12 protein-coding genes are annotated in these 12,783 nt (G+C 61.6%); all 12 read right to left on the bottom strand.

What is annotated here, in order from left to right; translation table 11 throughout:
* Nucleotides 1–59 precede the first annotated feature (59 nt).
* Nucleotides 60–1,550, bottom strand: coding sequence for an NADH-quinone oxidoreductase subunit M (locus VEC01_RS12325; RefSeq protein WP_324901163.1), 1,491 nt, complete (start codon nt 1,548–1,550; stop codon nt 60–62).
* 27 nt (nt 1,551–1,577) lie between these two features.
* The gene (nuoL, locus tag VEC01_RS12320) at nt 1,578–3,617 is read right to left on the bottom strand and encodes an NADH-quinone oxidoreductase subunit L (protein WP_324901162.1); all 2,040 of its coding nucleotides are present in this window, start codon (nt 3,615–3,617) and stop codon (nt 1,578–1,580) included.
* 26 nt (nt 3,618–3,643) lie between these two features.
* Complete coding sequence (gene nuoK, locus VEC01_RS12315; RefSeq protein ID WP_324901161.1) at nt 3,644–3,952, bottom strand: NADH-quinone oxidoreductase subunit NuoK; 309 nt, start codon at nt 3,950–3,952, stop codon at nt 3,644–3,646.
* A gap of 12 nt (nt 3,953–3,964) precedes the next feature.
* Nucleotides 3,965–4,609 carry an NADH-quinone oxidoreductase subunit J gene (locus VEC01_RS12310; RefSeq protein WP_324901160.1) on the bottom strand — a complete coding sequence of 215 codons (645 nt, stop codon included), beginning with the start codon at nt 4,607–4,609 and terminating at the stop codon, nt 3,965–3,967.
* A 39-nt stretch (nt 4,610–4,648) separates the two neighbouring features.
* A complete protein-coding gene (gene nuoI, locus VEC01_RS12305) occupies nt 4,649–5,137 on the bottom strand; it encodes an NADH-quinone oxidoreductase subunit NuoI (protein WP_324901159.1) in 489 nt (162 codons plus the stop codon).
* Nucleotides 5,138–5,155: 18 nt separating this feature from the next.
* Nucleotides 5,156–6,214, bottom strand: coding sequence for an NADH-quinone oxidoreductase subunit NuoH (gene nuoH / locus VEC01_RS12300; RefSeq protein WP_324901158.1), 1,059 nt, complete (start codon nt 6,212–6,214; stop codon nt 5,156–5,158).
* Complete coding sequence (gene nuoG / locus VEC01_RS12295; protein WP_324901156.1) at nt 6,211–8,550, bottom strand: NADH-quinone oxidoreductase subunit NuoG; 2,340 nt, start codon at nt 8,548–8,550, stop codon at nt 6,211–6,213. The genes nuoH and nuoG overlap by 4 nt, the downstream gene beginning before the upstream one ends.
* Before the next feature lie 77 nt (nt 8,551–8,627).
* Nucleotides 8,628–9,923, bottom strand: a complete 1,296-nt coding sequence (gene nuoF / locus VEC01_RS12290; RefSeq protein WP_324901155.1) for an NADH-quinone oxidoreductase subunit NuoF — start codon at nt 9,921–9,923, stop codon at nt 8,628–8,630.
* Entirely contained in the window at nt 9,920–10,411 is a 492-nt protein-coding gene (gene nuoE / locus VEC01_RS12285) for an NADH-quinone oxidoreductase subunit NuoE (protein ID WP_324901153.1), read from the bottom strand. Before nuoE ends, nuoF begins: the two co-directional genes overlap by 4 nt.
* A gap of 26 nt (nt 10,412–10,437) precedes the next feature.
* Nucleotides 10,438–11,691 (bottom strand): NADH-quinone oxidoreductase subunit D, encoded by a 1,254-nt coding sequence (locus VEC01_RS12280; RefSeq protein WP_324901151.1) that lies wholly within the window; start codon nt 11,689–11,691, stop codon nt 10,438–10,440.
* Entirely contained in the window at nt 11,691–12,287 is a 597-nt protein-coding gene (locus VEC01_RS12275) for an NADH-quinone oxidoreductase subunit C (protein WP_324901150.1), read from the bottom strand. The genes VEC01_RS12280 and VEC01_RS12275 overlap by 1 nt, the downstream gene beginning before the upstream one ends.
* Nucleotides 12,288–12,305: 18 nt before the next feature.
* Entirely contained in the window at nt 12,306–12,782 is a 477-nt protein-coding gene (locus VEC01_RS12270; protein WP_088710367.1) for a NuoB/complex I 20 kDa subunit family protein, read from the bottom strand.
* Between the last annotated feature and the right edge of the window lies 1 nt (nt 12,783).

The following is a 12,783-nucleotide window of genomic DNA, read 5'->3' as shown; positions in this document are numbered from 1 at the left end:
ACCAGTCCCGCAAAGCGCATTCATGCGCCCCGCCGCATGGCTGCGGGGCGCATCGATTTTTAGTTCAATTTCGAAACCGCAACGTGCTTGAGCAGGTCATCCACCGAGGTCTGCATCAGGTCGGTGACCGGCGCCGGATATACGCCCATCGCGATCACGGCGATCGCCAGGATGCCGAGCATCAGGAACTCGCGGCCATTCAGATCCTGCAGCTGCGCCACATGCTCGTTGCCGACATTGCCAAACACCACGCGCTTGACCAGCCACAGCGAGTACGCTGCGCCGAAGATCAGCGCGGTGGCTGCCAGCATGCCGATCCAGAAGTTGTACTGGACCGAACCGAGGATCACCATGAATTCGCCGACGAAACCGGAGGTCGCGGGCAGGCCGCAGTTGGCCAGCGAGAACAGCACGAAGAAGGCGGCGAACTTCGGCATGGTATTGATCACGCCGCCGTAGTCGGCGATCTGGCGCGAGTGCATGCGGTCATACAGCACGCCGATGCAGAGGAACATTGCGCCCGACACGAAGCCGTGGGAGATCATCTGCACGATGCCGCCCTGGGTCCCCATGTCGTTGAACATGAAGAAGCCGAGGGTGACGAAGCCCATGTGCGCAATCGATGAATAGGCGACCAGTTTCTTCATGTCCGCCTGCACCAGCGCCACCAGGCCGATGTAGATCACGGCGATCAGCGACAGCGTGATGATGAAGCCGGACAGCGTGTGGCTGGCGTCGGGCGCGATCGGCAGCGAGAACCGCAGGAAGCCGTAGGCGCCGAGCTTCAGCATGATCGCGGCCAGCACCACGGAACCGCCGGTCGGCGCTTCCACGTGCGCGTCCGGCAGCCAGGTGTGCACCGGCCACATCGGCACTTTCACCGCGAACGCCATCAGGAACGCGAGGAAGATCAGCACCTGCACATCCAGCGGCAGCGGCAGCTTGTGCCATGCCAGGATTTCGAAGCTGCCGCCCGACTTGAAGTACAGGTAGATGATCGCAACCAGGGTCAGCAGCGAACCGAGCAGCGTGTACAGGAAGAACTTGATCGCCGCATACACGCGGTTCGGGCCGCCCCATACGCCAATGATGATGAACATCGGGATCAGCGTCGCTTCGAAGAAGACATAGAACAGCAGGCCGTCGATCGCGCAGAACACGCCGATCATCAGGCCGGACAAAATCAGGAAGGCTCCCATGTACTGGGCGACGCGCTTCTCGATCACTTCCCAGCCGGCGATCACCACGATCACCGTGATGAAGGCGGTCAGCAGCACGAACCAGACCGAGATGCCGTCAATGCCGAGGAAGTAGTTGACGTTGAAGCGTTCGATCCAGGAAGCCTTCTCGACGAATTGCATGCCATGCGCCGCCTTGTCGAATTGCAGCACCAGTGGCAGCGTCACCAGGAAGCTGACGATCGAGCCGATCAGCGACACCGATCGCACAAGTCCGGGATTTTCGTCGCGGCCGAATGCCAGGACGAACAGGCCGAAGGCGATCGGACACCAGATCGCGAGGCTGAGAAGAGGAAAAGTTGACTGCATCATGATTGTTGTTTGCTCTACTTCGCCAACTTATTTGGCAAATGACGGGAACGGCATGAAATAAATCAGGAAAGCCAGCACGCCAATGATCATTACAAACGCATAGTGGTAGATGTAGCCGGTCTGGAAATGGCGGATCAATCCCGAGAACCAGCCCACCAACCTGGCGCTGCCGTTGACGATCAGGCCGTCGATCAGCGCGCGGTCGCCGCCGGCGGACAGGCCGCGGCCGAGCAGCACAGAGCCCTTGCCGAACACCACTTCGTTGAACTTGTCCATGAAGTACTTGTTCTCGAGGATGGAGTGGATGGCGCGGAACTTGTTGTAGAACCAGGCCGGCACGCGACGGTCGATCATGTAGCAGTAGTACGCGGAAACGACACCCCACAACGCGAGCCAGAACGGCAGCGAGGTGAATCCGTGCACGGTCATCGCCCAGGCGCCGTGGAAGGACTCGCCCAGTACCTTCATCGCTTGGTGGTTCTCGCCGACGAAGATCACGTTCTTGAAGAAGTCGCCGTGCAGCATCGGACCGATTGCGATGAAACCGATCACCACGGAAGGAATCGCCAGCAGAATCAGCGGCAGCGTCACCACCAGGGGCGCCTCGTGCGGCTTCTGGCCGGGGGCAAGACCGTGGTGGTGGTCATCGTGATGGTCGTCGTGGCCGTGGTGGTGGTCATGCGCCTTGCCGAAACGCTCTTCCCCGTGGAACACCAGGAAGTACATGCGGAAGGAGTAGAAGGCGGTGACGAACACGCCGGCCAGCACCGCGAAGTTGGCAAAGCCGGAGCCAGCGATATTGGACGCGTGCACCGCTTCGATGATGCTGTCCTTCGAGTAGAAGCCGGAGAAGAACGGCGTGCCGATCAGCGCCAGCGAGCCGAGCAGCGAGGTGATCCAGGTGATCGGCATGTACTTGCGCAGGCCGCCCATGTTGCGGATATCCTGGTCGTGGTGCATGCCGATGATGACCGCGCCGGCGCCAAGGAACAGCAGCGCCTTGAAGAAGGCGTGGGTCATCAGGTGGAACACCGCGACGGAGTAGGCGGATGCACCCAGCGCGACGGTCATGTAGCCGAGCTGCGACAGCGTCGAATACGCGACCACGCGCTTGATGTCGTTCTGGATGATGCCGAGGAAGCCCATGAACAGCGCCGTGATCGCACCGATCACCAGCACGAAGGACAGCGCGGTGTCGGACAGCTCGAACAGCGGCGACATGCGCGCCACCATGAAGATGCCGGCGGTCACCATGGTTGCGGCGTGGATCAGCGCGGAAATCGGAGTCGGGCCTTCCATCGAGTCCGGCAGCCAGACGTGCAGCGGGAACTGTGCCGACTTGCCCATCGCGCCGATGAACAGGCAGATGCAGGCCACGGTCAGCAGCATCCAGCCGGTGCCGGGCAGCGTCAGCGTCGCCAGTTCCTCGCGCTTGGCGAACACTTCGGTGTAGTTCATGGAACCGGCGTAGGCCAGCAGCAGGCCGATGCCGAGGATGAAGCCGAAGTCGCCCACACGGTTGACCAGGAAAGCCTTCATGTTCGCGTAGATCGCGGTCGGCCGGGTGTACCAGAAACCGATCAGCAGATAGGACACCAGGCCCACCGCTTCCCAGCCGAAGAACAGCTGCAGGAAGTTGTTGCTCATGACCAGCATGAGCATCGAGAAGGTGAACAGCGAGATGTACGCGAAGAAGCGGTTGTAACCCTCATCCTCCGCCATGTAGCCGATCGTGTAGATGTGCACCATCAGCGACACGAAGGTCACCACGCACATCATCATCGCCGTCAGGCTGTCGACCATGAAGCCGATTTCCAGCTTCAGGCCCATGACCGTCATCCAGTTGTAGACGGTGCCGTTGTAGGTGGCGCCGTCCATCACCGCCAGCAGCGTCTGGACGGAAATGAGGAATGCGATCAGCACGCCGAGGATCGTCACCGTGTGGGACGCCGCGCGGCCGATCTTGTTGCCGAAAAACTTGGTTCCGAACAGACCCGCGATCAAAGAGCCCGCGAGTGGTGCCAGCGGCACAGCCAAGAGAAGGTTAGGGTTGAGTTGCCCCGCCATGATGGACCTTGTCGTTATTTTTGTGGTTAGCCTTTGAGAGCGTCGAGATCTTCGACATTGATGGTGTCCAGGTTACGGAACAGCACCACCAGAATCGCAAGACCGATCGCGGACTCCGCGGCAGCCACAGTCAGGATGAAGAAAACGAAAATCTGCCCGGCTGCGTCGCCCAGGTAATACGAGAAGGCGACGAAGTTCATGTTCACCGCGAGCAGCATCAGTTCGATTGCCATCAGCAGCACGATGATGTTCTTGCGGTTCAGGAAAATGCCGACCACGGAGATCGCAAACAGGATTGCGCCCAGGATCAGATAGTGTGCGAGCGAGAGTGCCACGTTGCTTTCCCCTTATTGTTTTTCCGCTGCCGGCGCCGCCGGCTGTGCGCCGCCGTTGGCGCGCGCCGATTCCGCCTTCATGCTGACGATGCGCATGCGGTCGCTGGCCTTGACCTTGACCGCGGCGGACGGATCGAAGTACTTGGTGTCCTTGCGGCGGCGCAGCGTCAGCGCGACGGCCGCGACGATCGCCACCAGCAGCACCACGGCCGCGATTTCGAAGGCGTAGATGTATTCGGTGTAGATCAGCTTGCCGAGCTCCTTGGTGTTGCCGATGTTGGCCGAGGCCGCCGGCACCTGCGCATCCGACGCCCAGAAGCCCTGCAGCAGGACAGCTGCCATCTCCAGCACGATCACCACGCCGACGGTCGCAGCCAGCGGGAAGTAGCCCCAGAACCCTTCCCGCAGCTTGTCCAGGTTGATGTCGAGCATCATCACGACGAACAGGAAGAGCACCATGACCGCGCCGACATACACCAGCACCAGCACGATGGCCAGGAACTCGGCTTTGAGAAGCAGCCAGAGGCCGCCCGCGGAAAAGAAGGACAACACCAGGAACAGTGCGGCTTGCACCGGGTTCCGGTCCGTGATGACGCGGGTCGCGGCGAACACCAGGATCGCCGAGAATGCGTAGAACAATGCAGTTTTAAATTCCATAATGGACCAAGAGAGTCAGCTGTACACGGACCAGATCAATCAACGATAGGCGGCATCGGCGGCACGAGCGGCGGCGATGTCCTTTTCATAACGGTCGCCAATCGCGAGCAGCATCTCCTTCGTGTAGTAGAGGTCGCCGCGCTTTTCGCCGTGGTATTCCAGGATGTTGGTTTCGACGATCGAGTCGACCGGGCACGACTCTTCGCAGAATCCGCAGAAGATGCACTTGGTCAGGTCGATGTCGTAACGCGTGGTGCGGCGCGTGCCGTCCTCGCGCTCCGTCGATTCGATCGTGATCGCCATTGCCGGGCACACCGCTTCGCACAGTTTGCATGCGATGCAGCGCTCTTCCCCGTTCGGGTAGCGGCGCAGCGCGTGCAGTCCGCGGAAACGCGGCGACAGCGGCGTCTTCTCTTCCGGGAACTGCACCGTGATCTTGCGGGCGAACATATAGCGGCCGGTCAGGGCCAGGCCCTTGAGCAGCTCTCGGAGCATCAGGCTGCCGAAGAAATCTTTAATGGCTTCCATGTTGTTGCGCCTCTATTCTTACTTCCAAATATTCCAGGGGGTCTGCATCCAGGCGGCCACGATCACCAGGTAGGCCAGCGTCAGCGGGATGAATACCTTCCAGCCCAGACGCATGATCTGGTCATAGCGGTAGCGCGGGAACGAAGCGCGCGCCCAGATAAACAGCGAAACCACGAAGAAGGTCTTGATGCCCAGCCAGATCCAGCCCGGGATGAAGTCGAGGAACCCGAACGGCGCGGCCCAGCCGCCGAGGAACATCAGCGACGCCAGGATCGAGATCAGGATCATGTTCGCGTATTCGGCAAGGAAGAACATCGCGAACGACATGCCGGAGTACTCGACCATGTGGCCGGCCACGATCTCCGATTCGCCTTCCACCACGTCGAACGGATGGCGGTTGGTTTCGGCGATGCCGGAGATCACGTAGATCACGAAGATCGGCAGCAGCGGCAGCCAGTTCCAGGACAGGAACGGGATGCCCTTGTCGGCGAAGAAGCCCTTGTTCTGCGCATTCACGATATCGATGAAGTTCAGGCTGCCCGACACCATCAGCACGATCACCAGCGCAAAGCCCATCGCGATTTCGTACGACACCATCTGCGCGGATGCGCGCATCGCGCCGAGGAACGCATACTTCGAGTTGGACGCCCAGCCGGCGATGATCACGCCGTAGACTTCCATCGAGGTGATCGCCATCACGAACAGCAGGCCGGCGTTCACGTTCGCCAGCACCGTTTCCGGGCCGAACGGAATCACCGACCAGGCAGCCAGCGCCGGCATGATGGTCATGATCGGTGCGATCACGAACAGCGCCTTGTTGGCGTTCGCCGGAACGACGATTTCCTTGAGCAGGAGCTTCAATGCATCGGCGATCGGCTGCAGCAGGCCGGCCGGGCCGACGCGGTTCGGGCCGAGGCGGATGTGCATCCAGCCGATCATCTTGCGTTCCCATAGCGTGAGGTAGGCGACGCAGCCCATCAGCGGCAGCACCACCACGACGATCTTGACCAGGGTCCAGACCAGCGGCCAGACGCCGCCCAACAGGTTCTGCCCGGTTGCGTTGATGGTCTCGATCATTGCACTTTCTCCACGCTGATTGCGCCGAACATGCCGCCGAGCGCGGCGGTAGACGGATGCGCTGCGGAAACACGCACGACGTTCTGCGGCAGCTTCGCATCGACCGCGACGGTCACGACCGCGCTACCCTGCCCTTGCGTCACCTTGATCTGGCCGCCATCGGCCACGCCGAGCTGTTCCGCCAGGATGGCCGAAATGGAAGCCTGCGGCGCCTTCGCGTTCGGGGTCCGCTGCAGCGAATCCGCGCGGCGCACGATGGCGTCGCTGGAGTAGATCGGCACGTCGGCGATGCGCTCGAGCTGCCCGGAAGCAGCCGGCTTTTCCGCCAGCGGCGCAACGTTCACGAAGTTGTTCAGGCGCGCCGTCAGATCCGCTTCCTCGGCCTTGACCGTGCCCAGCAGTTCAGCGCGGATCTCTTCCGATGTTTCGTAATTGAAGCCTTGCAGGTCGAGCATGTTGCCGAGCACGCGCAGCACCTTCCATGCCGGGCGGGTTTCCCCGAGCGGCTTGACGCTGCCATTGAAGCCTTGGGCGCGGCCTTCGCAGTTGACGAAGGTGCCGGCCGTTTCCGCGAACGGCGAAACCGGCAGCAGCACGTCCGCGTATTCGGCCGCGTGCTTGTACGGCGACATCACCACGACCATGTCCGCCTTTTCGAGCGCGGCGCGCGCGGCTTGCGGATCGTAGCAGTCGAGCTCCGGCTCGACGTGCAGCAGCACGTAGCCCTTGCGCGGCTGCGCGAACATCTGCTGCGCGTTGGCGCCCTTGCCCGGCAGCGCGTCGGCAATGTAGCCGCCGACGGTATTCGCGGCCTCGGTCAGGTAGCCGAAGGTGGCGCCGGTGTTCTGTGCGATCCACTGGGCGGCGACGTGCAGCAGTGCCGCCTGAGGATGCTGTGCCGCGGCGTTGCCGAGGACAACCGCCTTCTTCTCGCCGGACAGCAGGCTGGCGGCAATGCCCTTGGCGACTTCACCGGCTTCGATACCATCAAATCCTGCCGGGGCGGCAATGCCCTTGCCGGCAGCGATCGCAACCACCACTTCGCTCAGGGCCGCGAGCCAGTCGGACGGCGCCTTGATCATGCGGGCGACGAGCGGCATCAGCAGGTCGTCGTCGGTGCCGTGCAGGACGCTGATCTTCGCGCCGTGCTTGGCCGATTGACGCAGGCGTGCGGCCAGCAGCGGATGATCCTTGCGCAGGAAGGAGCCGATCACGAACACGCGGTCGGCGTTGCCGAATTCGGTGATCGTGGTGCCGAGCCACGGGGTTACCTTGCCATCGAGTGCGAAGTCGGACTGGCGCGGACGGAAGTCGACATTGTCGGAACCCAGGCCACGCATCAGCTTCTGCAGCAGCGACAACTCTTCCAGCGTGGAGTACGGTGCCGCCAGCGCAGCCAGCGCGTCCGGTCCGTGATCCTTGCGGATGTCGTTCAGGCCGTGGCCGACGTATTCCAGCGCGGTCTGCCAGTCGGTCTCGATCCACTTGCCGTCCTGCTTGATCATCGGGACGGTCAGGCGTTCCGGATTATTCAGGCCTTCATAGGAGAAGCGGTCGCGGTCGGACAGCCAGCATTCGTTGACTTCCTCGTTTTCCAGCGGCAGCACGCGCATCACCTTGCCGCCCTTGACCTGGACGATCAGGTTGGCGCCGAGGCCGTCATGCGGGCTCACCGAGCGGCGGCGCGACAGTTCCCAGGTGCGGGCGGTGTAGCGGAACGGCTTGGAAGTGAGCGCGCCGACCGGGCACAGGTCGATCATGTTGCCGGACAGTTCGGATTCGACGGTCTTGCCGACGAAAGTCGTGATCTCGGAGTGTTCGCCGCGATTGAGCATGCCGAACTCCATCACGCCTGCGATTTCCTGGCCGAAGCGCACGCAGCGGGTGCAATGGATGCAGCGCGCCATCTCGCGCGTCGAAATCAGCGGGCCGACATCCTTCGGATCGACGACGCGCTTTTCTTCCTCATAGCGGGAAGCAGACGGGCCGTAACCGACAGCAAGATCCTGCAGCTGGCATTCGCCGGCCTGGTCGCAGATCGGGCAGTCGAGCGGATGATTGATGAGCAGGAATTCCATCACGCTCTTTTGCGCCTTGATCGCCTTGTCGCTGGCGGTGCGCACGATCATGCCGTTGGTCACCGGAGTCGCGCACGCAGGCAGCGGCTTCGGCGCCTTCTCGACGTCGACCAGGCACATGCGGCAGTTGGCCGCGATGGACAGTTTCTTGTGATAGCAAAAATGCGGGATGTACGTGCCGAGCTTGTTGGCAGCGTCCATCACCATGCTGCCTTCCTGCACTTCGACCTTTTTGCCGTCAATTTCGATTTCAACCATGGCTTTTTTTGCCTAAGTATTTATTGGGCGCAAGTCGCGCCCTGTCATGTCAACTTGTCGGACGCCGCGGCGCCCCGTCAAACGTATGCGGGAACGAGGCAGCGCTTGTTTTCGATGTGGTATGCGAACTCGTCGCGGAAATTCTTCACGAAGGCGCGTACCGGCATCGCCGCTGCATCGCCGAGCGCGCAAATGGTGCGGCCCTGGATGTTGTCGGCGATCGAGTTCAGCATGTCGAGATCGTCCGCGCGGCCCTTGCCGTGTTCGATACGATGCACCATGCGGTACAGCCAGCCGGTGCCCTCGCGGCACGGCGTGCACTGGCCGCAGGATTCTTCGTAATAGAAGTAGGACAGGCGCAGCAGCGACTTGACCATGCAGCGGGTCTCGTCCATCACGATGACCGCGCCGGAACCGAGCATCGAACCCGCCTTCGCGATGGAGTCATAGTCCATGTCGGTATTCATCATCACTTCGCCGGTCAGCACCGGCATCGACGAGCCGCCGGGAATGACAGCCTTGATCTTCTTGCCGTCACGCATGCCGCCGGCCAGCTCGAGCAGCTTGGCGAACGGCGTGCCCAGCGGCACCTCGTAGTTGCCCGGACGCGCGACATCGCCCGAGATCGAGAAGATCTTGGTGCCGCCGTTGTTCGGCTTGCCCAATGCCGCATACGCCTCGCCGCCCATGCGCATGATGAAGGGCACTGCGGCGAAGGTTTCGGTGTTGTTGATGGTGGTCGGCTTGCCGTACAGGCCAAAGCTTGCCGGGAACGGCGGCTTGAAGCGCGGCTGGCCCTTCTTGCCTTCCAGCGATTCGAGCAGCGCGGTTTCCTCGCCGCAGATGTAGGCGCCGTAACCATGGAAAGCATGCAGCTGGAAGCTGAATTCGCTGCCCATGATATTGTTGCCGAGGTAACCGGCGGCGCGCGCTTCTTCCAGCGCCTGCTCGAAGCGTTCGTAGTCGGCGAAGATTTCGCCGTGGATGTAGTTGTAGCCGACGGTGATGCCCATCGCATACGCGCCGATAGCCATGCCTTCGATCAGCGCATGCGGGTTGTAGCGGATGATGTCGCGGTCCTTGAACGTGCCCGGCTCGCCTTCGTCGGTATTGCAGACGAGGTATTTCTGGCCGGGGAACTGGCGCGGCATGAAGCTCCACTTCAGTCCGGTCGGGAAACCCGCGCCGCCGCGGCCGCGCAGCGAAGAGGTCTTCAGTTCGGCGATCACCTGCTCCGGCGTGATCTTCTCGGACAGGATGCGCTTCAACGCTTCATAGCCGCCACGCTTCACGTAGTCCGCGAGGTGCCAGTTGTTGCCGTCGAGGCCAGCGAGAATCAGCGGGTTGATGTGACGATCGTGCAGGCAGGTCATTTCTTCAGTTCCTCCACCAGCGCGTCGATCTTTTCCTTCGACATGTGGCTGCACATGCGCTTGTTGTTGACCAGCATGACCGGTGCATCGCCGCAAGCGCCCATGCATTCGCCCTCGATCAGCGTGAACTGACCGTCCGCGGTGGTTTCCTTGTAATCCACGCCGAGTTTTTCTTTCAGGTAGTGCGCGGCGCGCTCGCCGCCCGACAAGGCGCAAGGCAGGTTGGTGCACACCGAAATCTTGTGCTTGCCGACCGGCTTGGTGTTGTACATGTTGTAGAAGGTCGCCACTTCCTGCACGGCGACCGGCGCCATGCCGATATAGTCGGCCACATCCTTCATCACTTCCGGCGACAGCCAGCCCGTTTCATCCTGCGCAATGGCGAGTGCCGCCATCACGGCGGACTGCCTCTGGTCTGCGGGGAATTTCGCGAGTTCGCGATCGATTTTCTTGTACGCTTCTTGACTTAACAGCATATCGTCAGCCATTCGTGCACGACGTGGGGTCGCGCGGGTTATCGGTCAATCTCACCAAACACAATGTCTTGCGTGCCGATGATCGTCACGGCGTCCGCAATCATGTGGCCCTTTGCCATCTCATCCAGTCCCTGCAGGTGCGCAAAGCCGGGCGCGCGGATCTTCATGCGGTACGGCTTGTTGGCGCCGTCCGAGATCAGATAGACGCCGAACTCGCCCTTCGGATGCTCGATGCCGACATACGCTTCGCCTTCCGGCACATGGAAGCCTTCGGAAAAGAGCTTGAAGTGGTGAATCAGCTCTTCCATGTTGGATTTCATGTTCACGCGCGACGGCGGCGCAACCTTGTGGTTGTCGGTCATCACCGGGCCCGGGTTATTGCGCAGCCATTCGACGCATTGCTTGATGATCCGGTTGGACTGGCGCATTTCCTCGATGCGGCACAGGTAACGGTCGTAGCTGTCGCCGTTGACGCCGACCGGGATGTCGAAGTCGAGCAGGTCGTACACTTCGTACGGCTGGTTCTTGCGCAGATCCCACTCGACGCCGGAACCGCGCAGCATCGGGCCGGTAAAGCCCATCGCCTTCGCGCGCTCCGGCGACACCACGCCGATGCCGACCAGGCGCTGCTTCCAGATGCGGTTGTCGGTGAGCAGGGTTTCGTACTCGTCCACATAACCGGGGAAGCGGTTGGTGAAATCTTCGATGAAATCCAGCAGCGAACCCTGGCGGTTTTCATTGAGCTGCCTGATCGCCTTTTCGTTGCGGACCACGGATGCCTTGTACTGCGGCATGCTGTCCGGCAGGTCGCGGTAGACGCCGCCCGGACGGTAATAGGCCGCGTGCATGCGCGCGCCGGACACGGCTTCGTACATGTCCATCAGGTCTTCGCGCTCGCGGAAGGCGTACAGGAACACTGCCATCGCGCCGACGTCCAAGCCGTGCGCGCCGATCCACAGCAGGTGGTTCAGCAGGCGGGTGATCTCGTCGAACATCACGCGGATGTACTGGGCGCGCAGCGGCACCTCGAGGCCGAGCAGCTTCTCGATCGCCAGCACATAGCCGTGCTCGTTGCACATCATCGACACGTAGTCGAGGCGATCCATGTACGGGACCGACTGAATGAAGGTTTTCTGCTCCGCCAGCTTCTCGGTTGCACGGTGCAGCAGGCCGATATGCGGGTCGGCGCGCTGAATCACTTCACCATCCAGCTCCAGCACCAGGCGCAGCACGCCGTGCGCAGCCGGGTGCTGCGGACCGAAGTTCAGGGTGTAATTCTTGATGTCAGCCATTATTTGATCCCGTACTTTTCTTCGCGAATGACGCGCGGCGTGATTTCGCGCGGCTCAATCGTCACGGGTTGGTAAATCACGCGCTTCTGCTCGGGGTCGTAGCGCATTTCGACGTAGCCCGATACCGGGAAGTCCTTGCGGAACGGATGGCCGATGAAGCCATAGTCGGTGAGGATGCGGCGCAGGTCGTTGTGACCTTCGAAGAGGATGCCGAACAGGTCGAAGGCTTCGCGCTCGTACCAATTGACGGAAGACCAGATGTCTGTGACCGACGGAATGACCGGCAGTTCATCATCGGGCGCAAAAACGCGCACGCGTACGCGCCAGTTGTGCGTCACCGACAGCAGATGGGAAACCGCCGCGAAACGCGGGCCGTCCCAGGCGCCGTCGCCATAGGTGGAATAGTCCACGCCGCACAAGTCGATCAATTCTTCGAAACGCAGGTCGGCGTGGTCGCGCAGCGTACGCATCGCCGACAGATACTCGGAAGCGCCGACCACGATCGTCACTTCACCCAACGCCACCTTCAGGCTCTTGATCTGGTCGCCCAGCGCGTTGCGCAGGGCGGCTTCGAGGGTTTCAATTTTCGTCGTCATATCTTCTTAAGCGCCCTCTTAGCGTGCGATCGTATTGGTGCGCTTGATCTTGTTTTGCAGCTGCATGATGCCGTACAGCAGCGCTTCAGCGGTCGGCGGGCAGCCCGGAACATAGACATCCACGGGCACGATGCGGTCGCAGCCGCGCACCACGGAGTAGGAATAGTGGTAGTAGCCGCCACCGTTGGCGCAGGTGCCCATGGAGATCACCCAGCGCGGCTCGGCCATCTGGTCGTACACCTTGCGCAGCGCCGGCGCCATCTTGTTGCACAGCGTACCGGCCACGATCATCACGTCGGACTGACGCGGCGACGGACGGAACACAACACCGAAACGGTCGAGGTCGTAGCGCGACGCGCCCGCATGCATCATCTCGACCGCGCAGCAGGCCAGGCCGAAGGTCATCGGCCACAGCGACCCGGTGCGGGTCCAATTGATCAGCTTGTCGGCCGTCGTGGTGACGAAGCCCTCGTTCAACACACCTTCAATAGACATG

Source organism: Noviherbaspirillum sp. (genome assembly GCF_035627455.1).
Classification (GTDB): domain Bacteria; phylum Pseudomonadota; class Gammaproteobacteria; order Burkholderiales; family Burkholderiaceae_D; genus Noviherbaspirillum.
The sequence above is the reverse complement of the archived record's forward strand: the minus strand, read 5'-3'. Positions and strand labels throughout refer to the sequence as shown.